The organism is Nocardia bovistercoris, assembly GCF_015674855.1.
Classification (GTDB): Bacteria; Actinomycetota; Actinomycetes; order Mycobacteriales; family Mycobacteriaceae; genus Nocardia; species Nocardia bovistercoris.
The window spans coordinates 135,075-159,330 of record NZ_JADMLG010000015.1 but is presented as its reverse complement, the minus strand read 5'-3'; the positions used below and the strand labels follow the sequence as shown (position 1 = coordinate 159,330).

Genomic DNA, 24,256 nt, shown 5'->3' with positions numbered 1-24,256 from the left:
CGTCAACAATGTCTCGATCTGTCAGGACTTTCCGTGTCACATGAATTCGATCCCCTGGGGAGAGCATCCAAATTTTCCGGTCCGGGGCGGGGCTGGTCGGAAGTCGGCGACGGACTCGCACGGGTCGCGTCGGCCGTCGACGTAACCCGACAGCGCGCGCCGCTGCCCACGGGCGCGCCCGCCGATGTCCTGGCTTCGGTCGCCGATTCGCTGGGCCCGGAACGGATTCCGGAGCGCGGTGTCGGCGAGACCGCGGCGCTGACGCACCTGGCCCAACTGATCGCCGACCACGGTCTCGACCTCACCGACGCCCGCTGCGCCGCACACCTGCAACCACCGCCGTTGACCGTGGCCGTGGTGGCCGACGCACTGGCCAGCGCCACCAACGCCTCCCTCGACACCTACGATTCCGGCCCGGCGACCCTGGCGATCGAGAAGTGGACGATCAACGCGCTGGCCAGGCTGGCGGGCTTCACCGAGACGGCGGGCGGCGTCTTCGGTCCCGGCGGGTCCTACTCGAATCTGCTGGCGCTGTTGGTCGCCCGTGATCACACGGCCGCTCGCTTCGGCCTCGACATCCGCCACGACGGACTGCGCGGCCTGCCACGACCGGTGGTGCTGTGCTCGCGGATCGCGCATTTCTCCGTGCACCGCGCCTGCGCCGCACTCGGATTGGGCGAAGCGGCGGCGATCCCGGTGCCCGTCGACGCCGCGCACCAGATGATCCCCGAAGCGCTGGAAACCCTGCTGACCGCGCTCGGTGTCAGCCACACCCCGGTGGCCGTCGTCGCGACCGCGGGCACCACCGATTTCGGCAGCATCGACCCGCTGCCCGCCATCGCGGATATCGCCGAGCGGCACGGCGTGTGGCTACACGTCGATGCCGCCTACGGATTCGGCTCGCTGTTCTCCGACCGGCTCGCCCACCTCCTGGACGGCATCGACCGAGCCGACTCGATCACCCTCGACCTGCACAAGGTCGGCTGGCAGCCCGCCGCGGCCAGTGTGCTGCTGCTCGCCGACCAGCGGCGTTTCACCACCCTCAACCGGTCGGTCGCCTACCTCAATCCCGACGACGACATCGACGCGGGCTACGACGGACTGCTCGGCCAGACCCTGCAGACCACCCGCCGACCCGACGTCCTCAAGGTCGCGGCCACCGTACTGGCCTACGGCCGCACCGGCCTGGGGGAGATGCTCGACACCTGCCACGACCTGGCCCGCTACGCCGAACAGCGCATCGACGCCGAACCGCAGCTCGAACTCGTCGCACCGGTCACCCTCACCACGGTCGTCTTCCGTTACCGCTGTGAGGAATTGGACGTGGACCAGGTGAACGCCCAGATCCGGCGGCGACTCATCGGCGGCGGCATCGCGCTCATCGGACGCACCGAAGTACGGGTCAACGGCGAGGGACAACCGCGCACCTGCCTGAAACTGACCTTGCTGAACCCGGAGTCGACCGAGCACGACATCGCCACGCTGTTCGACGAATTGCTGCGCGTGGCACTGGAAGTGGAGTCCGAGGCGATGGACAGCGAGATCGACGAGATGGTGATCGCCCGTGACTGAGATCGATGCGGTCGACATCCTCGCGATCGGCTGCGGTCCGTTCAACCTCGGATTGGCCGCACTGGCCTCGACCATCCCCGACGCCGATGTCCTTGTGGTGGATTCCGCCGAGGAATTCCGCTGGCATCCGGGGCTGATGTTCGACGAAGCCAAACTCCAGGTGAGTTTCCTGTCCGACCTCGTCTCGCTGGTCGACCCGACGCATCCGCTGTCGTTCCTCGCCTACCTGGCCGATGTCGACCGGTTGTATCCGTTCCTGGTGCGCGAGCAGTTCTTCCCGACGCGGCGCGAATACGAGGCGTATCTGCTGTGGGTGGTCGGGCGACTGCCGTCGCTGCGTTTCGGCACCACGGTGGAAGAGGTCCGGTGGCACGACGCCGACGGAGTGTTCGACGTGCGGGTCCGCACCGCGAGCGGGACCGCGGGCATCCGCGCCCGGCACGTGGTCGTCGGCGTCGGCACCGAACCCGCTGTGCCCGAACAACTGTCGACGTCCTCGCCGGCCCTTGTGCACAGTTCCGCGTATCTCGACCACCGCGACACCGCGCACGCCGCGGACGCGGTCACCGTGATCGGCTCGGGCCAGTCCGGCGCGGAGGTCGTGCTCGACCTGCTCGAGGCGAACCTGCGCGGCGGACCCGCGGTGCGCTGGTGGACCCGAACCCCGTGGTTCGCCCCGCTGGATTTCACCAAACTCTCCCTCGAGATGACCACGCCGAGCTACATGGACTACTTCCACGGGCTGCCCGAAGCGACCCGCGACCAGGTGCGCGCAGGTCACTGGCAGTTCCACAAAGGTATTTCGACCGAGACCCTCGACCGCCTGCACGACGTGCTCTACCGTCGCGAACTGCTCGACAAATGCCAACCGGTGCAATTGCGCCACACGGTGTCGGTCGAGGGCATAGACGAACTGGCCGACGGCCGCCTGCGCGTGCGCGCCCGCCACGGCGACACCGGCGCGCTGCTCTCGCACAGCGCGGACCTCGTCATCGCGGCCACCGGATATCGCGCCAGGAGTACGGATTTCCTCGCGCCACTCGAAGATCGTCTGCGTCGAGACGCGCACGGTCGCCTCGCCATTACGGCCGAGCATGCCGTCGTCGCCGATGACCAACTGACGGGCAGGCTTTTCGTCGCGAACGCCGAAACCCACACCCACGGCGTCTCCGCGCCGAACCTGGACATCGGCGCGGTCCGCAACGCCAAGATCCTCAACACCGTGCTCGGCCGCGCGGCCTATCGCCTGCAACGCCATACCGCGTTCACCAGTTTCGGTGTCACCGACGACGACGTCCTCGCCTAGCGACGTCTCGCCCCTCGTTCCCGCACTGCCCAAGGAGTCATCGATGTCGGATCACCTCCGCGAAACCCTGTATCGCATCCTGGAAGAAGACCTGGACCTCTCACTCACCGATATCTCCCGAACCTCGCTGCTCATCGAGGATCTCGGACTCGATTCGGTGGCTTTCGCCATCGGCGTGGTCGCCATCGAGGAACGTCTCGGCGTACGGCTGACCGACCGGGAGATGGCCGAGACCGCGACGGTCGGGGATCTGGAGGATCTCATCCGGTCCAAGTCGGCCGCGATCCCGCGATGAGCACCACCACTATCCGACGCGACTCCTACGCCGACGTTCTGGCGGTAGCCTTCGATGAACGCGTCGCGGAGTGGACCGAACAGGCAGAGCGTGACGAGCGCTTCCCCCGTCATCTGCTCGAACACCTCGGCGCCTCGGGCGTTTTCGCCCGCAAGTGGGAGGACCGCAAGATCGCCGACCTCGGCGAGCATTTCGCGTTGGCGTTCCGGCTGGGCGCACTGCATTCCGCCGCCATCGGCGTCGGTGTGAGCCTGCACGATTCGGCGATCTCGATCCTGCGTCGGTTCGGGCGCAACGACTTCCACCGCGACCTCACCGAACGCGCGATCCGCGCCGAGGCGGTGCTGTGTGTGGCCGCTTCCGAGGAATCCGGCGGCTCCGATCTACAGAACGTGCGCACCACGATCGAGGCGTGCGACGGCGGCTACCGGGTGACCGGTCACAAGAAGTTCGTCTCCCTCGCGCCCATCGCCGACCACATTCTGGTCGTCGGCCGCGCGCCGGGCGGCGCCCACGGTGATGTCGCCCTGGCTCTCGTGCCGACGAGCCGAGTGACGATCGCCGAGCCTTACCGCAAACTCGGTGCGGGACCGCTCGACACCGCCGCCGTCACCCTGGACACCTGGGTGCCCGAGGACGCGCTGCTCGCGCGCGCGGGCACCGGCCTGGCCGTCATCAGCTGGGGGCTGGCGCACGAACGGTACTCGGTGGCGGGCCAGATCGCCGCCGCCTGCGATTCGATGCTCGGCATCACGCTGGCGCGGATGATGAGCCGCAGCCAATTCGGCAAGCCGCTCTACGACCACCAGGCGCTGCGGTTGCGGGTGGCGGATCTGCAAGCCCGCGTCGACCTGCTCCGCTACGCCCTCGCCGGAGTCGCCGCGCACGGACGGGTGAACCTCCGTACCGCCGCCGCGCTGAAGGTGACCGCCGCCAATCTCGGCGAGGAGGTCGCCTCGCAATGCCTGCACATCTTCGGCGGCGCGGGCTACCTGGAATCGGAGACCCCGATCGGACGGTGGTGGCGCGATATGAAACTCGCGCGCGTCGGCGGCGGCGCCGACGAAGTCCTCTGGGAACTGGTCGCCGCCGCCATGAAACCCGATCACGAAGGCTACGAGAAGATGCACAACAGTCAGGTGGTCCAGCCGTGAACAGCCCCGTCGCCGAATTGGCTCCCACCGATCACACCTATCTACACCTGGACACCAGGGGACGCCCGATGCACTGGGCGATGGTTCTCGAATTGTCTGAGGGAGCAGGGATTTCCGTGGCGGACGTCCGTGCGCGCGTGCGCGAGCGCAGCGGACACTTCGACGTCTTCCGCATCGGGATCCGGCACGGTGGTTGGCGCAAGCCACAAGTCGTGCAAGCGGAAAGCGTCGATGTCGACCGGCATGTCGATGCTGTCGAACACACCGACCGCGCCGACCTGTACTCGCGGATCGCCGACCTGATGGCGACCCCGCTCCCGCGCTCCGCGCCGTTGTGGCACATCACCCTGTTCACCCCGCGTGACCAGGGCGCCCAGCACGTCGTCCTCCGTGTGCACCACAGCCTGTCCGACGGCATCGCGGGAGCCGCGTTCGCCGCGTTGCTCGCCGACGGCGCCGAGGAAGACCTCGCCGAGTTCGACAGATTCGCCACCACCCCACGCCACCGCATCCCCACCGTCGACCCGCGGATCCGGCAGACCGCCAAAGCCACGTTCGACAGTCAGTGGAAAGCGGGCAACGCCGGACGCGGATGGCCCGCGCTCACCCGCACGGGACGACGCGAGATCGCCTTGGTCGGCACCCCCACCCGCGAACTGCGGCGCACCGCCAAACGTCACGACGCCACCGTGCACGAGTTCCTGCTCGCCGCGATCGGACGTACCCTCGCCACCGCCGCCCCGGTGACCGGGAAACCGCATCCCGCCACCCTGCGCGTGACACTGCCGGTGACCGATGACCCGGCCTTCCGGCACACCGGAAACGCGGTACTGGCGGCCCTGCTCAACCTGCCCGGCGACGAGACCGACCTCGCGGGCCAGATCGCCCGCTGCCGAACCGAACTCGCGACCATCGAAAAGGGCCGTCCGCACCTGGCATGGGCGCCCACCGACGACGCGCCCAAAGTTCCCTGGCCGGTGCGGCGGGCGATCGCGAACGCCTCCCTGGCACGCATGAGCCCCGACATCCACATCGGGATCAATCCCGGCTTCTCCCGTGTCCGTTCGGTGCTCGGCGCATCGATAGTCGACCTGACGCCGCTGTCCCCGCTGATCGGCTATTCGTTCTCGGTGACCTCGCTCATCCTGGGAAGCCGCACCTCCTTCGGCATCGTCACCGATCCGGCGGCGCTGCCCGAGGGCTACGCCACCGTCTTCGCGGAGCGGTTCGCGCAGGTGCTCGACGAAGCGGGGCGATCGTGATGAGCGCTGTCACACGGCTGTTGTTCGACCGGCCCGCCTCGGATTCCACCGGTCTGTGGAGCGGCGCAGACGCCTCCGAGCTCACCTTCCGGACCTGGCGCCGATCCCGCGAAACCGCACGCGCACTCGCGGGCGGACTCGCCGATGCCGATGTCGGAAAAGGTGATTCGGTAGCGATACTCGCCGGGGAACCCGCCGAGGTCGCCGCGCTGGTGCAGGCGGTGTGGCTGCGCGGCGCGGCGTTCACGATGCTGCACCAGCCCACCCCGCGCACCGACCTGGAGACCTGGGTGCACGACACCCGCGCGGTGATCGAGATGCTCGACGCCGGGATCGTCGCTGTCGGCGCACCGTTCACCGACGCCGTGCGCGGAGTCGACCTCGGAACCCCGGTCGTGTCGGTCGAGGAATTGGCGGCGTCGTCGAACGAGACCGTTCCGGCGGCGACCGAGGAAGACGATATCGCCATCCTGCAACTCACCTCGGGGACCACAGGCACCCCCAAGGCCGTCGCCATCACCTACCGGAATCTGTGGCACAACCAGCAAGCCATGCTGTCCGCCGTCGCATTCGAGCCCGAGGACGTGGTGGTCAGTTGGCTGCCCCTCTACCACGACATGGGCATGATCGGCATGCTCATCGCCCCGATGCTCGCCGGGATCACCACGGTCAACGTCACCCCGCTCGCTTTCTTGAAGAACCCGGTGTCCTGGGCGGAACTCGTCACGAGATTCGGCGCGACAGTGACCGCCGCACCGGATTTCGCCTACTCGATCCTCACGCGGCGCCTGCGCCGCGCCCCCGAAAGCGCCTACGATCTGTCCTCGCTGCGCGTCGCCATCGACGGCGCCGAAGCTCTCGACGCCGCCACCCTGCACGAATTCGCCGAAGCGGCGGCACGATTCGGGTTCCATCCCGAAGCGCTGATGCCTGCCTACGGCATGGCCGAAACAACCCTGGCCGTCTCGTTCACCGCCGTGGACGACCGCTACTCCACCGACGCCTTCGACACCGATCTCGCCGAACGCGACGGCATCATCGTCCGCGAACCAGCCGCCCGAACAAGAACTCTCGTCAAACTCGGCCGCACCGTTCCCGGCATCGAAGCAACGGTGGTGGACGAGAACGGCGACCCCCTGCCCGCGGACCGCATCGGCACAATCATGGTGCGCGGCGACGCCGTCACCCGCCACTACCTCGGCCCCACCGGCTACGTCCTCGCGCTCGACGCCGCGGGGCGACTCGACACCGGCGACCTCGGCTACCTCACCGCGACCGGCGAGATCGTCGTCACCGGCCGCAAGAAGGACGTCATCATCGTCTCGGGCCGCAACATCTCACCCGTCGCGGTCGAACGCGCCGCCGCGACGGTCGCCGGCGTCCGACCGGGAGCGGTGGCGGCCATCGGCGTCCGCCTACCCGGCGCGACCAGGGAATCCATCGCCGTCATCGCCGAATCCGACGCCTCGGGAAACGCCGACACCTGCGAACGCATCAGAAAGGAAGTCGCCCGCGCGATCTACGACGACATCGGCGTCACCCCCGCCGTGGTAACGGTCGTCGACAAGGGCGCCCTCCCGAAAACCCCGTCGGGCAAACTCCGCCGCTCCTCGGCAGCGGATCTCATCCCGACCCCGTGACCAACCGTCGGTGAGGAACCTGACCACGGCACCGGCTTCTCGCGGTCGTCGGCAGGGCGGATCGGGGGCGGCCGACTCGTGGAGGAACCGGTCACTCCTGCAGCCGGGCTCGCGTTGTCGACGGGTCGATACCCAGTGCGAACAACAAGGCGACGATCGGGTCGGGCCGGTCACGCTCCAGCAGCGCGACCAGCAGGTGTCGGGTTTCGATGCGGCGGGACCGCTCCGTCGCGGCCAGATTCAGCGCACGTGACAGGACCTGACGCGCCCCGGAGCTGAACGGCGGGCGCTTGCCCGCGCCGGGGGTGCCTGTCGGCTGGAAGTCGCCGAGGTCGATCCCGATCGCGGCCATGGCCTGCCGGTCGAGCTCGTCGACCGCCGCGCGTGCGGTTTCGGCGGTGACGCCGAGCAGGTTCGAGTTGGCCGGTTCGTTCAGCGCCGCGAGCAGCAGGTGCTCGGTGCCGACCCGCCGATCGCCACGCCGACGAGCCTCTTCGGTGGCATCTCGGACGACGGAACGCGCTGTCGCGGCGAATTGTTCGAACATCTCAACGCCCCTTTCCGTATTTGGCGTGTATCGACTGCCGCGTGACGCCGAGTGCGTCGCCGATCTGTTCCCATGACCAGCCCGCGCGCCGCGCGAGTTCGACATGCACGGCCTCGACCTGCTCGGCGAGGCGATGCAGGGCGCCGACCGCGCGCAACCCGACTTCCGGATCGGTGGATCGGATCCGGGTCGACAGATCTTCGGTGGCCATAGGCGTCAGTCTGCCTTGACAGACCTCGCGCGTCAAACCAAACTGACATGATTCGTCGATGTCAGTTCAAACTGACAACTCACCGGGAGGTTGCGTTGAACGCCGATGTCCTTATCGCAGGAGCCGGTCCCACCGGGCTGCTGCTCGCCTACGAGCTCGGCCTCGCGGGTGTCCCCGCCCTGGTGCTCGATCAGGCGCTACACCCGGACGAACAACCACGAGCCAACGGGCTCGTCGGCCGGATCGCCCTGGTACTCGCCCATCGCGGCCTGCTCGACGGCACATCGCTGCACCCGTTGGCAGCGCCCCGTTTTCCTTTCGGACCGCTGTCTCTCGAACTCGACAGACTCGAAGTCGACCCGCTGCATGTGCTGCCCATCCCACAACGCGATCTGGAGAAATTGCTGCACGACGCCGCGATCGGAGTGGGCGCGACCGTGCGGCGCGGCCACGAAGTGGTCGGCTTCGACGAGCAGGACGACGGGCTCACGGTGCGGGTCCATGGTCCCACCGGCGAATACCGGCTTACGGCAAGGTATCTCGTCGGCTGCGACGGCGGGCGCAGCTTCGTCCGCAAACACGCGGGCATTGCCTTCCCCGGCATCACCAGCGACGAGGTCGCCCGCATGGCGCGGGTGCACATGCCCGCCGCCGAGGTCGTCGTCGCCGACGGCGCACTGGCGGTGCGCGGCGTCCGCTTGGCGCTGGTGCGACCCAACCGCACCGCGACCGGCTCGATCACCATCACTCCGCACGCGATGCTCGACCCGTCGGCCGACCCGGATGTCTACATCCTCGCGACCTCCGAGCCTCGCCCGCCGCACCTGCCGGACACTCTCACCCTCGAGGACCTACGCGCCAGTATCCACCGCGTGATCGGCGCCGACCTGCCGATCACCGGCGCGCGATGGCTGCGCAGCACCGTCGCCAACAGCAGACAAGCCGAGACCTATCGGGTGGGACGGGTTTTCCTGGCCGGTGATGCCGCGCATCTGTTCTCGGCAGGCGGCGCCGCACTCAACGCGGGACTGTCGGACGCGGTCAACCTCGGATGGAAACTGGCCGTCGCGGTTCAGGGCACAGCCGATGGCCTGCTCGACACCTATCATGCCGAACGCCACCCCGCGGGCCGTCGCGCGATCCTGCACACCCGAGCACAAGCCGCCTTGTCGAGTTCGGGCGAGAACGCCGAATCCCTCCGGGAGCTTTTCGCCGAATTGCTGCGGTACCCCGGCCCGTCGACTCATCTGGCCGCACTCCTGGAAGGCTCCGATGTGAGCTACGGGCCGGGCCCGTTGGTCGGCGCCTGGGCGCCGGACACCTTGGACGAGCACCTGGCGGCGGTGCTCGTCGAGCCCCTGCGCAGCGGCAAGGCGGTTGTCGTGGACAACACCGACGACGGGAGATTCGCGGCGATGACCGGGCCGTGGCGAGAACGGGTCGATTCGGTCGAGATCCCGGGCGCCTGCCTGTCCGCACTGATCCGTCCCGACGGATACGTGGCCTGGGCGGACGGCGCCCCCGGCACATTGCGCGAGGCCCTCACGAAGTGGTTCGGAACGCCGAGGACGCCGATCCGGGCGGCCGTGCCGCCGGGTATCGCGGTGCGCCCCTGAATTCCCGGGTCACGGATCGTGTACCCGCAAGAGCACGGTATTTCGCAAGCTACGCAAATTCGCTGGATCGGCTACGCAAAATTCGGCATTTGTGGTGTGTTTTCCGGTCTTTTCGGCGTGTGTACTGTGCGGAACAGGTAGTCGGAATTGATGTCTGGAGGCCAGTGCCGTGAAAGACCATATTGTCCGCACGCACCGATCGGCGGAGCGCTTCCCGCGCGAGGAACATCTCGCGTGGCGGATCGCCGAGGTGGCGGCGGATTCGGTGGCGGTTGTTCCCGAGGTCGAGGAGATGATCGTCAATCGGCTCATCGACAACGCGGCGGTCGCGGCGGCGGCGTTGGTGCGGCGGCCGGTGGCGAATGCGCGTGCGCAGGCGATCGCGCATCCTTACCGGCCCGGTGCGACGGTGTTCGGTGTCGATGACCGGTATTCGCCGGAATGGGCGGCTTGGGCCAATGGTGTCGCGGTGCGTGAATTGGATTTCCACGACACCTTTCTGGCGGCGGAGTATTCCCATCCGGGTGACAACATTCCGTCGGTTCTGGCCGTGGCCCAGCACGCGGGCCGCAGCGGGCGTGATCTGATCCGGGGGTTGGCCACCGGCTACGAGATCCAGGTGGATCTGGTGCGCTCGATCTGTTTGCACGAGCACAAGATCGACCACGTCGCGCATCTGGGACCGTCGGCGGCGGCCGGTATCGGGACGCTGTTGGGTCTGGACACCGATACGATCTATCAGGCAATCGGGCAAGCGTTGCACACCACCACCGCGACCCGGCAGTCCCGCAAGGGCGAGATCTCGAGTTGGAAGGCGTACGCGCCTGCCTTCGCCGGGAAGATGGCGGTCGAGGCGGTGGATCGCGCGCTGCGGGGTGAGGGGGCACCGTCGCCGATCTGGGAGGGCGAGGACGGGGTGATCGCCTGGCTGCTCGGCGGTCCAGAGCAGGAGTACTCGGTGCCGCTGCCGGGGCCGGGGGAGCCCAAGCGCGGCATTCTCGACACCTACACCAAGGAGCATTCCGCCGAGTACCAGAGTCAGGCGCCGATCGACCTGGCCCGTCGTCTGCGCGAGCGGATCGGCGACCTCGACCAGATCGCCTCGATCGTGCTGCACACCAGCCACCACACCCACGTGGTGATCGGCACCGGCTCGAACGACCCGCAGAAGTTCGACCCGACCGCCTCGCGCGAAACCCTCGACCACTCGGTGATGTACATCTTCGCGGTGGCCCTGCAGGACGGCGTCTGGCACCACGAGCGTTCCTACGCCCCCGAACGCGCGCGGCGACCCGACACCGTCGAGCTCTGGAACAAGATCTCCACCACCGAGGACCCGGAATGGACCCGGCGCTACCACTCCACGGACCCGAACGAGAAGGCGTTCGGTGCCCGCGCCGAGGTCACGTTGCACAGCGGCGAGGTGATCGTGGACGAGTTGGCGGTGGCCGACGCGCATCCGCTCGGCGCGCGACCCTTCGCCCGAGCGCAATACGTCGCGAAGTTCCGCACCCTGGCCGAGGGTGTGATCGAGTCCGCCGAGCAGGACCGGTTCCTGGAGGTGGTCCAGCGCGCGGGCGAGTTGCCTGCCGGTGAGTTGTCGGAGCTCACGTTCACCGTCTCGGACGAGGTGCTCGCCCGCGCACCCGAATCGCCGAAGGGACTGTTCCGATGACCGGCCTGCTGGCGGCGAGCACCTCGACATCGGACAAGCGCAAGGCATTTCGCGCCGGTCTGGCCTCCGGGCGGATCCAGCGCATCCCCGGCGCGTTCAATCCGCTGGTGGCGAGACTGATCCAGGAGATCGGGTTCGATGGCGTCTATGTCTCCGGTGCGGTCGTCTCCGCTGATCTGGCGCTGCCCGATATCGGCCTGACGACATTGACCGAGGTCGCCGAGCGTGGCAGGCAGGTCGCGCGGGTGACGGACCTGCCGGTGTTGATCGACGCCGACACCGGGTTCGGCGAGCCGATGAGCGCCGCGCGGACCGTGACGATTCTGGAGGACGCGGGCCTGGCGGGTCTCCACCTGGAGGATCAGGTCAACCCGAAGCGGTGCGGGCACCTCGACGGCAAGGCCGTGGTTCCCGCCGAGGAGATGGTGCGCCGCCTGCGCGCCGCGGTCTCGGCTCGCCGCGATCCCGACTTCGTGATCTGCGCGCGCACCGACGCGGCGGGGATCGAAGGCATCGACGCGGCGATCGAGCGGGCGAAGGCCTACACCGAAGCGGGCGCGGATCTGATCTTCACCGAAGCCCTGCACACCGTGGCGGACTTCGAGAAGTTCCGCGCCGCCGTCGATACGCCACTGCTCGCGAATATGACCGAATTCGGCAAATCCGAACTGATCCCGGCCGCCACGCTGGAGCGGGTCGGCTACAACGCGGTCATCTACCCGGTCACCACCCTGCGGCTCGCGATGTTCGCCGCGGAGGCGGGATTGCGCGAGATATTCGACGAGGGTACGCAATCCGGGTTGTTGGACCGGATGCAGCACCGCTCTCGGCTCTACGAATTGCTCCGGTACGAGCGCTACAACGAATTCGATTCCGACATCTTCAATTTCACTCTCGGAAGGAATCAGTGATGACGGACATCGCGATACCGACCATCTACAAGGGTCTGGCGGGCGTCGTCGTCGACACCACCGCCGTCTCCAAGGTGGTGCCCGAAACCAACTCGCTGACCTACCGCGGCTACGCCGTGCAGGATCTGGCCGCCCACTGCACCTTCGAACAGGTCGCCTACCTGCTCTGGCACGGCGAACTCCCCTCCGACGCCGAACTCGAGCGGTTCCAGCAGCGGGAACGCGCCTCCCGCCGCGCGGACCGATCGCTGCTCGCGCTGGTGACGAAGCTGCCCGAGACCTGCCATCCGATGGATGTGGTGCGCACCGCGATCAGCTATCTCGGCGCGGAAGACCCTGCCGAAGAAGATAATTCGACCAAGGCGAACCGCGCGAAGGCATTGCGCATGTTCGCCGTGTTGCCGACCATCGTCGCGGCCGATCACCGCCGTCGCCACGGACTCGACCCGATCCCGCCGCATTCGCATCTGAGCTACGCCGAGAACTTCCTCAACATGTGTTTCGGCGCCATCCCGTCCAAGGAGTTGGTGAAGGCGTTCGAGGTGTCGCTGATCCTCTACGCCGAACATTCCTTCAACGCGTCGACTTTCGCCGCACGCGTGGTGACCTCGACGCTGTCCGATATCTACAGCGCGGTCACCGCCGCCATCGGCGCGCTCAAGGGCAGGCTGCACGGCGGAGCCAACGAAGCGGTCATGCACGACATGCTCGCCATCGACGACCCGGCATTGGCCGAGCGGTGGCTGCTCGACAAACTCGCCGCCAAGGAAAAGGTCATGGGCTTCGGCCACCGCGTCTACAAGAACGGCGATTCCCGCGTGCCGACGATGCGCAAGGCATTCGTGGACATCGCCGCCGCCACCGACGGCGGCAAGTGGGTGCGAATCTACGAAATCCTCGAACGCACCATGCACGAGGCCACCGGAATAAAGCCGAACCTGGACTTTCCCACCGGCCCCGCCTACTACCTGCTCGGTTTCGACATCGAGGCCTTCACCCCGATCTTCGTGATGAGCCGCATCACCGGCTGGACCGCCCACATCATCGAACAGGGCGAATCCAACGCGCTGATCCGTCCTCTGAGCGAATACGTCGGTGTCCCACAGCGTTCGGTGGTCGCCTGAAGCCGGTCAGCCCGCGATGCGGGCCTGGATGCCGTCGAGGAGGAACTCGAGGCCGATGCGGAAGGTTTCGTCGGCATCCAGGTGGGCGGCGTCGCGTATGACCGTGGACAGCGCGGGGAATCGGCCGGTGGCGAACACTCGCCCGAGATAGGGCCCGGAGGCGACCTGCCACTGTTCCTCGTTCATGCCGGTGGCCCGCTCGGCGCGGCGCTCCGCGATCTCCCGACGCACCGCGCCGACCACATACGCGTTGACCGCGCCGACCACCGGCATCACGATGTCGATATCGACACCGTCCATCGCGGCTACCACGGCCTCCCCTCCGGCCAGCGCGTTCGGCCCGAGCTGCGGCCGCCCGCCGATCAGGTCGGCGAACCATTCGTGTCGATGAGCGGCCTGCCGGGTCGTTTCGGCGAGGGACCGCAGCATCGCCCGCCAACCCTCTCCGGTGGGCCGCAGCTCGCCGTAGATCGCGTCGACCATCAGGTCGAGCAGCTCCTCCTTGGTGTCGATGTAGCCGTACAGCCGCATCGGCCCGACGTCCAGCGCGGCGGCGACCTTGCGCAGCGACACCGCAGGTAGTCCATCGGAGTCGGCCAGCTGGATCGCCGCTCGTATGATCCGCTCGCGGCTCAGCGGGGCAGGCACCGGTCGATCCGGTGGCTCCGGCCGCTCCCACACCAACATGCCGCTGACAATACATCGGCAGCTCCGATACAGAGTATTGAGAAATGCACTGTATCGGAGAGTGGGCTCATGAATCGGCAGGTATCGACAGACGTCTTGATCGCGGGCGGCGGATCGGTCGGATTGATGCTGGCGGTGCTGTTGCGCCACCACGGCGTCGAGCCGCTCGTCGTCGAGGAGAAACCCGAGTTGTCGCCCCACCCGAGAGCCACGGGCATCGGGTCGCGGTCGGTGGAGATCCTGCGCGAGGTCGGCTTGGACCGCGCGGTCGACGAGGTCGCCGTCGACTTGCGGGCCGGAAAGATCAGAGGACGCACACTCGCCGAGGCCGATTTCACCGAAGGCGCGGACTGGAAGACGAGAACCGCGGCCGAGCTCACCTACACGCCGGCCCGGATTCGCGGCACCTGCGCGCAGAACCGTCTCGACCGCGTGCTGATCACCAGGGCGGGGCGCGTGGAGTTCGGTGCGGCGCTCGACTCGTTCGAGCAGGACTCCGAAGGCGTCACAGCGAATCTGTCCGACGGGCGGGTCGTGCGGGCGCGATATCTGGTCGCGGCCGACGGCGTGCGCAGCCGGGTCCGGCGAATCCTCGGCATCGGCCGCACCGGTCCCGGAGTGATCGGCCAGGAGACCTCGAGTGTGCTGTTCCGCGCCGATCTGCGTCCGCGTGCGGCGTTCGCGATGTGCAATATCGAGCATCCGGACGCGACCGGCCTACTGGTGACCGTCGACGGCGAACGCGAGTGGGTGTTCCTCACCCGCGCCGCCGAGCCGAGTCCCGACCTCATCCGCACCGCGGCGGGCGACCCCTCGCTCGAGGTGGAGATCCGCGGGGTGTTGAAGTTCCGCGGGCGCGGCCAGGTCGCCGATCGACTCTCCCTCGGCCGAGTCTTCCTGGTGGGCGACGCGGCGCACGCGATCCCCCCGCTCGGTGCGTTCGGGCTGAACGCGGGCATCGCCGACGCGCACAATCTGGCGTGGAAACTCGCGCACGTGCTGCGCGGTGCGGCCGGGCCCGCCCTGCTCGACACGTATCACACCGAGCGCCATCCGGTGGCCATCATGACGATGGAGCAGGCGCGCCTACGGTTCAACGATCCGTCCCTGCACTGGGGGAAGGACATGGCCGCGGCACGCGCGGCGGCGGGGGTGATCAACGCGCCGGTGGTGCACACGGGCTACCGCTACGGCGGCGCACCGCTCCCCTCCACCGAGGACGTCACCCTCGACCTCGACGGCTCGCCGGGATCCCGCCTGCCGCACATGTGGGTGTCCGACACGGTGTCCACTCTGGATCTCGTCGAATCACGATGGTGCGTACTCACCGCCGATCCCGAGGTGCGGGCCGACATTCCGGTGCACCTCGTGGACGGCTGGCCGTACGGGACGCTGCTGGTCCGCCCCGACGGTTTCGTGAGCCGCTCCTACGCCTAGCGATTCAGCCCGTCCGCCCGGCGTGACGTCCTCGCGCCGAACGACGGGACTATCGTCCGACCGCGAATTCGGGGTCGATGGCGGCGGCACGGGCCAGTGTCGCGTTCGCCATCTTGATGTGGGCGGCGTCGACCAGGACACCGTCCACCCCGACCGCGCCACGTCCGTTCGCCTCGGCTTCGCGGTAGGCGGCGATATTGCGTTCGGCGAGGGCGATCTCCTCGGCGGTGGGGGAGTAGACGGTGTTCGCGATCGGGACCTGGGTGGGGTGGATGGCCCATTTGCCGGTGTAGCCGAGCAGCGATGCCCGACGCGCGTCGCGTTCGTAGCCCTCGACGTTCCGGTAGTCCGGGAACGGGGCGTCGATGGCGACGATGCCCGCGATGCGGGCCGCCACGAGGACCTTGTTGCGCGCGTAGTGCCAGAAGTCGCCGGGGTAGTCGCCCAGTGGTTCGAAGTTGGTGTCCACGCGCGCGCCCTGGGACAGCGAGAAGTCGCCGACGCCGAAGATGAGCGCGTCCACCCGGGGACTGGCCACGGCGATCTCTTCGGCGTTGGCGAGCCCTTCCACTTCCTCGATCAACACTTCGAGCCGGATCTGCCGGGTGAGACCGAGTTTCGTCTCGAGCTGGGTGAGCAGGACGTCGACCCACCACACGTCGCGTGCGGTGCGGGCCTTGGGGACCACGATGGTGTGCAGGTTCGCGCCCGCGCGGGTGACGACCTCGATGATGTCGTCGTGGCACCAGTGCGTGTCGAGCGCGTTGATGCGGATCGCGGGAACCGTTCGGCCCCAATCCAATCCGGTCAGCGCGGAGATGGCCTTCTCCCGCGACTCCGCTTTCAGGGATTCGGGGGTGGCGTCCTCGAGGTCGAGGAACACCAGGTCCGCGCCGCTGGCGAGCGCCTTGTCGAACATGTGGTCGTTGCAAGCGGGCAGCGCAAGTTCGGAGCGGCGGATGAGCAGAGACATTCGTCGAAATCCTTTGTTCAGCGGTCGATTACAGCACGCCGCGGCGGTGCAGGTCGGTCAGTTCGGTGTCGTCGAGGCCGAGCAGTTCCCCGAACACCTCGGCATTGTGTTCACCCAGGCGCGGGCCGAGATGGTCGACGCGGCCGTCTGTTTCGGAGAAGCGCGGGACCGGAGTCTGCACCGTCATCGAACCGAGTTCGTCGTCGGCGACCGGCACGAAGACCTCGCGGTGGCGCAGTTGGTCGTCGCGCAGCAGATCCTCGATGTCGTAGACCGGTGCGGCGGCGACCTCCTCGGCCTCGAACACCGCCATGGCCTCGGTCAGCGTGTGCGCGGCGACCCAGGCCGCCACCACTTCGTCCACTTCGCGGGCACGGGCCAAGCGCCTTTGCGGATCGGAGAATTCGGCATCGCCGATCAGGTCCGCCCGCCCGATCGCGCGGAACACCCGCAACGCCAGCGCGGGCGAACTCCCGGACATGGCAAGCCATTTGCCGTCGGCGGTGCGGTAGGTGTTGCGCGGCGCGGAGATGTCCCAGCGGTTGCCCGCTCGCCGCGCCACCGTGCCGAGCTGGTCGTAGCCGAGCAGGGTCTGCTCGAGCAGCCGTGCGAGTGGATCGACCAAGTTGATGTCGATGAGTTGTCCGGGTCCGCCGTGCACATCGCGGTGATACAGCGCCATCAGCACCGCGTAGGCGGCGTTCAGCGACGCGACGCCGTCGGCGAGCATGAACGGCGGCAGCGTCGGCGGGCCGTCCGCTTCGCCGGTGATGTGGGCGAATCCGCTCATCGCCTCACCGAGCGTGCCGAATCCGGGACGTTCGCTCTTCGGGCCGGTCAGACCGAATCCGGTGATGTGCAGCATCACCACCCGTTCGTTGACCGCGCGCAGACTCGCGTAGTCGAGCCCCCACTTGCGCAAGGTCTGCGGGCGGGTGTTGGTGACCACCACGTCGACCTGTTCGACCAACCGCCGCAACAACTTCTGTCCATCGGGACCGCGCATGTCCAGCGTGATCGACCGCTTGTTGCGCGACACCGACTTCCACATCAGCCCGACGCCGTCACGCTGCGCACCCCACGTGCGGATCGGATCGCCGACGCCGGGCTGTTCGACCTTGATCACGTCCGCGCCGAATTCGCCGAGGTAGGTGGCGGCCAGCGGGGCGGCCGCCAGGGTGGCCAGATCCAGCACCCGCACACCCGCGAGCATGGATCCGCTCATCACGCGGCCGGTCCGGTGTGTGCGATGGGGCGCCGCGCGACCGGGCGGTCCAATCCGAGATGGTCACGCAGGGTGGCGCCTTCGTAGGCGGTGCGGAACAGGCCGGTCCGCTGCAGCCGGGGCACGACCATCCGCGTGACATCCTCGAAGGAGCCCGGCATATGCGTGGCCGCGAGCACGAATCCGTCACAGGCTCCGCCGTGGAACCACTCCGCCATCTGATCGGCGACCTGTTCGCCGGTGCCGACGAAACGCGGTCCCTGCAGCAGCGTCGCGCGGTGCCCGGCCAGATCCCGCACGGTGACGGTGCCGCCGATGTGGGTGCGCAGATTCTGCACCAGGCCGCGGATGCCCGACACCGACGCGATCAGTTCGTCGGTGACCGGATCGTCCAGATCGTGCCGGGCGAAGTCGTAGTTCATCAACTCCGAGAGCAGCGTGAGCGAGGCCATCGGATGCACCAGGTCCTCGAGCAGCGCGGCCTCGCGTTCCTTGGCGTGCTGCTCGGATTCCCCGACCACCGCGTAGGCCATCGGGCAGATGCGCACCGAATCCGGGTCGCGCCCGGCATCGGAGATCCGGCTCTTCTGATCGGCGTAGTGCTCGCGCGCGACCTCGAGCCCCGGATCGCCGGTGAAGATCAATTCCGCCCAGCGCGAGGCGAATTCGCGCCCGCGCCCGGAGGAACCCGCCTGGATGATGACCGGGCGGCCCTGCGGTGTGCGCGGCACGGTGAGCGGCCCGCGCGCGGAGAAGAACCGGCCGACATGACCGAGTTCGTGCACCTTCTCGGGATCGGCGTAGAGTCCCGCGCCCCGGTCGTGCACGATCGCGTCCTCGTCCCAGGTGTCCCACAGCCCGCCGACCACCTCGAGGAATTCGTCCGCGCGGTCGTAGCGCTCGTCGTGGCCGAGATGGGCGTCTACGCCGAAGTTCTGGGCCTCGCTGTCGTTGACCGAGGTCACCACGTTCCATGCCGCGCGCCCGCCGGAGAGATGGTCCAGCGTGGCGAAGGTGCGCGCCACGTGGAACGGCGCGTAGTAGGTGGTGGAGTAGGTGGCGCCCAATCCGATTCGTGACGTGCTCTGCGCCAGTATCCCGAGGATCACGCCCAGATCCAGTTTCACCGGCCGCGCGCCGTAGCGCACCGCCTCGGCGACCGAGCCGTCGTAGATGCCCGGCATCGCCAATCGGTCGTCGAAGAACATCAGGTCGAAGCAGCCCTCCTCGAGCTGTCGACCGACCTTCGCGTAGTACGACGCGTCCAGATAGCCGTGTTCGGTGGCCGGATGCCGCCACGAACCGGCGTAGACCGACGTACTGCCCGCCTGCATGAATGCGACCAAGGTCATCTTGTCGCCGCGTCTCGCTCCCATATTTGGAACCTAACATCTGACATATCAGATTTCAATGCGGTGGATCGGCAGCCGCGACTGCTATCCGGTCCCCGCCGAGCCCGATGGTGTCGGCCCTATCATTACGCCATGCAAGAGACGGGCGTTGACGTCGCCGCGAATATCCTCGACGTCGTGGTCGGGCTGTTGGAGCAGGACGGCTACGACGCCGTGCAGTTGCGGACCGTCGCCAAACGCGCTCACGTCTCGCTGACCACCATCTACCAGATGTTCGGCAATCGGGAAGGTCTGATCCTCGCGGCCGTGCGGTCGTGGATGGCGAACAACGCGTATGTCGAGTTGCAGCCCTCGGAAGCGGAAACCCTGGCCGAAGGGCTGGTTCGGCTGATCCGGCGGGTTTTCCAGCCGTGGGAGGACAGTCCACGAATGGCCGAGGCCTACTATCGGGCCAGAAAGGCGCCCGGCGGGCACCAACTCGACGTCCAAGGGTTCGCGTTCGTCGTCCCAGCCGCAGAACACCTGTTCGCAGGCCTCGATCGTGACTACGTCGCCGATATCGGGCTGGTCCTGATCGATCTCTGCTACGCGATGCTCGGCAGGCTGGTCGACGGATCGGCCGACCTGCCCGCGATCATGTCCGCCCTCGAACGCGTGGTCAAACGCCTCACCGGCGACAACACCCTACTCGCGAGCACGCGTTCCGAATCCGAGTCGGCGAGCCGTAGTTCGGATTTCGACATCGATGAATTCTCGCGTAAAGCGCCCGACGCCGGTGCGCGTGGCGTGGATTCGCTCCTGCTTGCCCGCTATCGACCCGCCGCCGAATCCGAACCTCGAGCCTGAATACCTTTCACACCGCGTCCGTGCGGAACGCCGAAGGGCCGCCGTGGGTAGTCCAGAACAATTCGGTGTCCGACTGCGGAGCCGTGTCCTGCTCGAGCGCGCCGAGGGCGGTGCGTTTGAATGCCCGGCCCGCGACGCTGATCCGGTGCCGGGTGGCCGTTGCCACGTCGTGCAGTTCGGTGGCGGGCGGGCCGCCCCACACCAGATTCGGTTTCGTGCCGAGGACGAGTCGTTGCCGAACGATCTCGCGAATGCGTTCGTCGGCCGCGTAGAGCTCCGAGGCGACCGCCAACATTTCCAGGCTCGCCCAGCGTTTCGGCGGGCTCAGCCATTCCTCGAGATCGACGATCCTGGCGCCGAGGATTTCCAGCGCTCGGTGCCCGCCGCCGCCCGGAATGGCCGTCATCACCTCCCAGCCGCCGATCGACTTGTCGAACACCCAGCCGCCGAGTCGAACGACCGCATCGGTCGCGGAGGGCGCGACGACCACCGCCCGCGGGCGTATCCGGAAGCGCCACGCTTCCACCCCCCGCCGGGTGAGGTCACCGGTGACGACGTCGTTGTCGTCGGCGAACGCGCTCCGAACTGCCATGGCTGATCCGTTCTCCTTCTGGACTCCATCGGGCGTCGACGAGGGCCGCCCGTGAGCGGCGTGCGGCGGGGCTGAGCCGCTTCGAATCCGACGAAAGATTCGAACCGGTCGGTTGCCTGAGGGGTCTATGGAACTTACGATAACCGGGTTATCCCCAGGCCGCGAGCCTACCGTCCGCCAACAGATGTGGCAAGGGTCACACATTCGCGGCAATCTGTCGAGGGGTTGGGCACCGTCGACCGCAGCCGCCGTGCAGCTCCGGAACCAGCCGATCGAACCCGGCGGACACCGTCTCGCGAGTCAGTCGGTGAGGTGCGCGGGAGAAGTCGCGGATCATCCTGCGGGCCGCCCGATCCGGTCGGCGTGTGTCACGCCGTCATCATCGCGCAGAAGGGGGCTGCTGCACGGATAGGTCACTGCCACTTGATCGTGCGGCGGTCGCGGGCCGGTGGACTACGCTCTGCCCATGGCTGTCTACCTGGTGACCGGCGCCGCGGGGTTCATCGGCGCGAACTACGTCCACCTGCTGTCGCAGTGGGCGCCCGACGCGCAGATCGTCGCGGTCGACTACATCGGATTCGCCGGTAACGAAGCCAATCTCGATCCGGTCCGGGACCGGATCAGCTTCGAGAAAGCCGATATCGCGGACTTCGAGATGATGGCCGACGTCTACCGCGGGTACCGGCCGGACTATGTGGTGAACTTCGCGGCCGAGTCGCACAACGACCGGGCGATCTTGTCCCCGTCGGCGTTCATGCGCTCCAACGCGCTCGGCGCGCAGGTGATGGCCGAGTGCTCCCGGTTGATGCCGGTGACCGCGCACGTGCACGTGTCCACGATCGAGGTGTACGGCGACCTGGCGGCGGGCGCCGAGTGGTTCAGCGAGGGCTCGCCGCTCAATGCGAAGACCCCCTACTCGGCGGCCAAGGCCGCCGGGGACCAGATCGTGCGCGCCTACATGCAGACCTACCCGGACCTGTCGATCCGGATGACGCACTGCGCCAACAACTACGGCCCCTACCAGCTGCCCGAGAAGCTGATCCCGCTCGCGGTGACCAACCTGCTGCGTGGACGGAAGGTCCCTATCTACGGCGACGGACTCCAGTCGCGGGATTGGCTGCATGTGGCCGACCACTGCGCGGCCGTCCACCGCGTCCTGCACGCCGACCTCGGCCCGATTCCCGCCGCGGCGGCTACCGATCCGTCGCTGTTGCCGATCTTCGACGTGTCCGGCAGGCAGGAAGCCACGAACCTGGAGATCGCCCGCCGGGTCGTCGCCGAGCTGGGGATGGACCCGGCCGAGTGGATCGAGCACATCCCGGACCGGCCCAACCACGACCGCCGCTACCTGATCGACCCGGCCAAGCTCGAGTCCGCGCTGGGCTGGACGCCCGAGCACGCGTTCGACGATGGCCTGGCCGAGACGGTCCGCTGGTACCGCGACAACCCGTCCTGGTGGGAAGCGGTCATCGCCGACAAGGGTGAACTCGGGTTCGACTGGGCAGGCCAGGGGACCGCCCGAAGATAGTCCGTTATGGCGCGGCTCTGTTCCTCAGCCGCGCGCCGTACCCGCCTTCGCCCGTTTCGCGCCCCGGCGATTGCCCGACACGTCCTCGGCCCTGGCTCGAATATCCTTGACCACGTTCGTGTTCACGCCGCGACCGTGCAGATCGTCGGCCAGCGCCGTCAACTCCTGTCGCGCGAGTTCCGGATCACCGTTGCGCACATGGAGATCCGTGCGGATCGTCACCAGGTTGTTGTAGGTGATGTTGTCCGTCTGCGCGGGGTGTTCGGATTGTTCGCGGTAACGCCGCAATGCGGCCGCCGTCACCTCGAGGGCGGCTTCGGGATCCGCTTTGTGGGCGAGTGTCATCTTGTCCTGTTTGCCGGACACCGTGCGGGCGTAGAAATCGCTGCCATCGCTCTTGGCGATGGTCGCGGCGACCTTCGCGCCGCGGTCGTCGCCCGCGAAACGCTTCGCCGCCTCCCGCAACGTGTTCATGCCGGTCTCCAGGAACGTCGATTGTGAGCCGCCGAGGGCAAGGGCCAAACCGACCTTGTGGCTGAAGAAGTCGCCTGCGAAGCGGTCCTCGTCCGCGTTCGCGGGCTGTCCGACGCGCAGCGCGAGCGTGTTGGACACCGCGGGCAGGCCACCGGTGGAGTAGACCGCGCGGATCTGATAGCGGCCAGGCTGGTCGAAGACGAAACCTCGTTTGCCGAAGGTCAACGGGACGATCTCGCTGTAGCGGTCCAGGCCCTTCTCGCGGTCCGTCGACGGCGCGAGCACGTGCGTGTCGGGCAGCCCGTACAGGCACATCACCGAGCTGAACTGCGCGGTCTTGCCATCGGGCTTCAGCACGAACACCGTGGTGGTGCCGTACTTCGGATCCATCCGCACATCCACCGACTGCGGGACGGCCAGCCGGTTGCGCAGCCGGAACTCGATCTGCACCGGTTCCATGTGCGCGAAGTACGACTTGGCGCGCAGCAGCAGTTCCAGCGGATGGTCCGGGTCGGATTCCCCGCTGGTGCCGCCGGGTGATTCGAGGTGACCGCCCGAGGCCCACGGGTCGCCGCCCATGATGACCGACGCGCGGTCGCCGTGGCGCAGGTGCACGAGTTCCTCGTCGTCGAAACGGAACCGGAAATTCGCCCAGAACTTGTTCGTGCCGTTGAGCTGGTCGTATCTCCAGTCGTAGTTCATCCAGGACAGTGAACTCGGGCGAGACTTGTCCCACGAGTGCAGGAAATTGAACGCGTGTCCCGCCTCGTGGACCCACGTGTACAGGAATTTGCGCATCGCCGCCGCTTGGTCCTGATCCTGCGGCGGACCCGTGACCAGGTCGTTGAACCAGCTGTGATTGCGGAATACCGCGAATCCCTGCCGGTCCGGCGAACGGCCCGCGCCGCCGAATCCGGCGCTCGCGTCGAACATGATGCCGCCGACTCCCGCATTGTCGAACGCACCCGCCTGTAAACCCCACATCTGCCAGTCGGGCCAGGTGTTCGTGTACTGGCTGAACGAGGATTCCATGGCGTGGTGCAATTCGGCGGAGCTCCAGCTCTTGAACTCCGCGGCACTGTCGTCGATGACCGTGCGGTCGGGCCGGATGGTCACTCCGACGCCCGCTTCGCGATATGCGCTCTGGATCGTGAGGGTCCGGCGCGGCGTATCGCCGGGGCGATTGTCGTGGCTGTGGGTGTCGTAAGTCGGCACGAGCGGGGCCGTGTTCACCGAGGACGCGCAGTCCAGTTCGAGCACCATGTTCCGGAAGTTGTCGGAGCGGAAGTTGCAGCTGTAGCTGGCGGTGATGGTGCCGCCGGTGCGGAACTCCACCAGGGCCGGGCCGATCGCACCGCCCGACCACGGCACGGTGATCCGGACCTTGGGCGCCGGATTCGGATTTCTGCGCCAGTATCGGACGGTCCCGGTGATCACCGCCTTGTCGGCGGACCAGGCGACGGCGGGTTCGTCGACGATCCAGGACTCGAGGTAGTTGAGCCGGACGATCGGTCCGGGGGGCGGGCCGCCGCCGACCATCTGGAAGAAGTCGCCGCTGACCCGATTCGTGACCGGGGAGTCCGCCGAATAGCGCATGTCGACATCGATGCGCAGGTCGAGGATGCTCGTCCAGTTGCCGCTCGTCGTGCCGCCGCCCTCGTAACGCCCGCTGATCGGGCCGCGGCGCAGGGAAAGCCAATCGTCGGCCATCGGGCTCGGTTGCGGCCACCCTGGCTGCGGTGGTCTGGGATCGGAAGGGAATTCGACGTTCGCCGAAAAGGCGGAACCGTCGCCGCTATGGGTCATGGTGAGCCTCCGTTGTGAACCGG

The 24,256-nt window shown here is 67.6% G+C and carries 21 protein-coding genes; 13 read left to right on the top strand and 8 right to left on the bottom strand.

All coding sequences use genetic code 11. From position 1 onward, the window contains the following. Nucleotides 1-33: 33 nt before the first annotated feature. The 6 genes from IT779_RS29810 to IT779_RS29785 are packed head-to-tail and all read left to right on the top strand — an operon-like array spanning nucleotide 34 to nucleotide 7,229. Nucleotides 34-1,572 carry a pyridoxal phosphate-dependent decarboxylase family protein gene (locus IT779_RS29810; protein WP_196152784.1) on the top strand — a complete coding sequence of 513 codons (1,539 nt, stop codon included), beginning with the start codon at nucleotides 34-36 and terminating at the stop codon, nucleotides 1,570-1,572. Further along, nucleotides 1,565-2,878: a lysine N(6)-hydroxylase/L-ornithine N(5)-oxygenase family protein gene (locus tag IT779_RS29805; RefSeq protein WP_196152783.1), complete on the top strand. Its 1,314-nt coding sequence runs from the start codon at nucleotides 1,565-1,567 to the stop codon at nucleotides 2,876-2,878. Before IT779_RS29810 ends, IT779_RS29805 begins: the two co-directional genes overlap by 8 nt. 43 nt (nucleotides 2,879-2,921) lie before the next feature. Further along, nucleotides 2,922-3,173 carry an acyl carrier protein gene (locus IT779_RS29800; RefSeq protein ID WP_196152782.1) on the top strand — a complete coding sequence of 84 codons (252 nt, stop codon included), beginning with the start codon at nucleotides 2,922-2,924 and terminating at the stop codon, nucleotides 3,171-3,173. Beyond that, the gene (locus IT779_RS29795) at nucleotides 3,170-4,327 is read left to right on the top strand and encodes an acyl-CoA dehydrogenase family protein (RefSeq protein WP_196152781.1); all 1,158 of its coding nucleotides are present in this window, start codon (nucleotides 3,170-3,172) and stop codon (nucleotides 4,325-4,327) included. The genes IT779_RS29800 and IT779_RS29795 overlap by 4 nt, the downstream gene beginning before the upstream one ends. Further along, nucleotides 4,324-5,589, top strand: a complete 1,266-nt coding sequence (locus tag IT779_RS29790) for a wax ester/triacylglycerol synthase domain-containing protein (protein ID WP_196152780.1) — start codon at nucleotides 4,324-4,326, stop codon at nucleotides 5,587-5,589. Before IT779_RS29795 ends, IT779_RS29790 begins: the two co-directional genes overlap by 4 nt. Then, complete coding sequence (locus IT779_RS29785) at nucleotides 5,589-7,229, top strand: long-chain-fatty-acid--CoA ligase (protein ID WP_196152779.1); 1,641 nt, start codon at nucleotides 5,589-5,591, stop codon at nucleotides 7,227-7,229. The genes IT779_RS29790 and IT779_RS29785 overlap by 1 nt, the downstream gene beginning before the upstream one ends. A 91-nt stretch (nucleotides 7,230-7,320) precedes the next feature. Here the strand turns inward: IT779_RS29785 and IT779_RS29780 are convergent, their stop codons facing one another. Further along, the gene (locus tag IT779_RS29780; RefSeq protein ID WP_196152778.1) at nucleotides 7,321-7,776 is read right to left on the bottom strand and encodes a Clp protease N-terminal domain-containing protein; all 456 of its coding nucleotides are present in this window, start codon (nucleotides 7,774-7,776) and stop codon (nucleotides 7,321-7,323) included. A 1-nt stretch (nucleotide 7,777) separates the two neighbouring features. Further along, nucleotides 7,778-7,987 (bottom strand): hypothetical protein, encoded by a 210-nt coding sequence (locus IT779_RS29775; RefSeq protein WP_196152777.1) that lies wholly within the window; start codon nucleotides 7,985-7,987, stop codon nucleotides 7,778-7,780. Nucleotides 7,988-8,082: 95 nt separating this feature from the next. Between IT779_RS29775 and IT779_RS29770 the strand changes: the two genes are divergently transcribed. The 4 genes from IT779_RS29770 to IT779_RS29755 all read left to right on the top strand — a co-directional run bounded on the left by IT779_RS29770 (nucleotide 8,083) and on the right by IT779_RS29755 (nucleotide 13,313). Beyond that, on the top strand, nucleotides 8,083-9,603 hold the full coding sequence (locus tag IT779_RS29770) for an FAD-dependent monooxygenase (protein WP_196152776.1): 1,521 nt from the start codon (nucleotides 8,083-8,085) through the stop codon (nucleotides 9,601-9,603). Between the two features lie 169 nt (nucleotides 9,604-9,772). Further along, nucleotides 9,773-11,278 carry a 2-methylcitrate dehydratase PrpD gene (gene prpD, locus IT779_RS29765; RefSeq protein ID WP_196152775.1) on the top strand — a complete coding sequence of 502 codons (1,506 nt, stop codon included), beginning with the start codon at nucleotides 9,773-9,775 and terminating at the stop codon, nucleotides 11,276-11,278. After that, nucleotides 11,275-12,189 (top strand): methylisocitrate lyase, encoded by a 915-nt coding sequence (gene prpB, locus IT779_RS29760; protein WP_196152774.1) that lies wholly within the window; start codon nucleotides 11,275-11,277, stop codon nucleotides 12,187-12,189. The genes prpD and prpB overlap by 4 nt, the downstream gene beginning before the upstream one ends. Further along, nucleotides 12,189-13,313: a bifunctional 2-methylcitrate synthase/citrate synthase gene (locus IT779_RS29755; protein ID WP_196152773.1), complete on the top strand. Its 1,125-nt coding sequence runs from the start codon at nucleotides 12,189-12,191 to the stop codon at nucleotides 13,311-13,313. Before prpB ends, IT779_RS29755 begins: the two co-directional genes overlap by 1 nt. A gap of 6 nt (nucleotides 13,314-13,319) precedes the next feature. On the opposite strand, the gene IT779_RS29750 is transcribed toward IT779_RS29755, so the two are convergent. Continuing rightward, nucleotides 13,320-14,000 carry a TetR/AcrR family transcriptional regulator gene (locus tag IT779_RS29750; RefSeq protein ID WP_196152772.1) on the bottom strand — a complete coding sequence of 227 codons (681 nt, stop codon included), beginning with the start codon at nucleotides 13,998-14,000 and terminating at the stop codon, nucleotides 13,320-13,322. A gap of 69 nt (nucleotides 14,001-14,069) precedes the next feature. Here IT779_RS29750 and IT779_RS29745 point away from each other — a divergent pair, with 69 nt between their 5' ends. Next, complete coding sequence (locus IT779_RS29745) at nucleotides 14,070-15,437, top strand: FAD-dependent monooxygenase (RefSeq protein WP_196152771.1); 1,368 nt, start codon at nucleotides 14,070-14,072, stop codon at nucleotides 15,435-15,437. A 49-nt stretch (nucleotides 15,438-15,486) separates the two neighbouring features. Here the strand turns inward: IT779_RS29745 and IT779_RS29740 are convergent, their stop codons facing one another. The 3 genes from IT779_RS29740 to IT779_RS29730 are packed head-to-tail and all read right to left on the bottom strand — an operon-like array spanning nucleotide 15,487 to nucleotide 19,011. Next, complete coding sequence (locus IT779_RS29740; RefSeq protein ID WP_196152770.1) at nucleotides 15,487-16,410, bottom strand: HpcH/HpaI aldolase/citrate lyase family protein; 924 nt, start codon at nucleotides 16,408-16,410, stop codon at nucleotides 15,487-15,489. A 28-nt stretch (nucleotides 16,411-16,438) separates the two neighbouring features. Continuing rightward, on the bottom strand, nucleotides 16,439-17,623 hold the full coding sequence (locus IT779_RS29735; RefSeq protein WP_196152836.1) for a CaiB/BaiF CoA transferase family protein: 1,185 nt from the start codon (nucleotides 17,621-17,623) through the stop codon (nucleotides 16,439-16,441). A gap of 11 nt (nucleotides 17,624-17,634) precedes the next feature. Further along, complete coding sequence (locus IT779_RS29730; protein WP_196152769.1) at nucleotides 17,635-19,011, bottom strand: LLM class flavin-dependent oxidoreductase; 1,377 nt, start codon at nucleotides 19,009-19,011, stop codon at nucleotides 17,635-17,637. 108 nt (nucleotides 19,012-19,119) lie between these two features. On the opposite strand from IT779_RS29730, the gene IT779_RS29725 reads away from it, so the two are divergent. After that, nucleotides 19,120-19,833 carry a TetR family transcriptional regulator gene (locus tag IT779_RS29725; protein ID WP_196152768.1) on the top strand — a complete coding sequence of 238 codons (714 nt, stop codon included), beginning with the start codon at nucleotides 19,120-19,122 and terminating at the stop codon, nucleotides 19,831-19,833. 7 nt (nucleotides 19,834-19,840) lie between these two features. Here the strand turns inward: IT779_RS29725 and IT779_RS29720 are convergent, their stop codons facing one another. Further along, on the bottom strand, nucleotides 19,841-20,425 hold the full coding sequence (locus IT779_RS29720; RefSeq protein ID WP_196152767.1) for a hypothetical protein: 585 nt from the start codon (nucleotides 20,423-20,425) through the stop codon (nucleotides 19,841-19,843). A gap of 466 nt (nucleotides 20,426-20,891) precedes the next feature. On the opposite strand from IT779_RS29720, the gene IT779_RS29715 reads away from it, so the two are divergent. Beyond that, nucleotides 20,892-21,953 carry a dTDP-glucose 4,6-dehydratase gene (locus tag IT779_RS29715; RefSeq protein ID WP_196152766.1) on the top strand — a complete coding sequence of 354 codons (1,062 nt, stop codon included), beginning with the start codon at nucleotides 20,892-20,894 and terminating at the stop codon, nucleotides 21,951-21,953. A gap of 24 nt (nucleotides 21,954-21,977) precedes the next feature. Here the strand turns inward: IT779_RS29715 and IT779_RS29710 are convergent, their stop codons facing one another. Next, nucleotides 21,978-24,137: a hypothetical protein gene (locus IT779_RS29710; protein ID WP_196152765.1), complete on the bottom strand. Its 2,160-nt coding sequence runs from the start codon at nucleotides 24,135-24,137 to the stop codon at nucleotides 21,978-21,980. Nucleotides 24,138-24,256 lie beyond the last annotated feature (119 nt).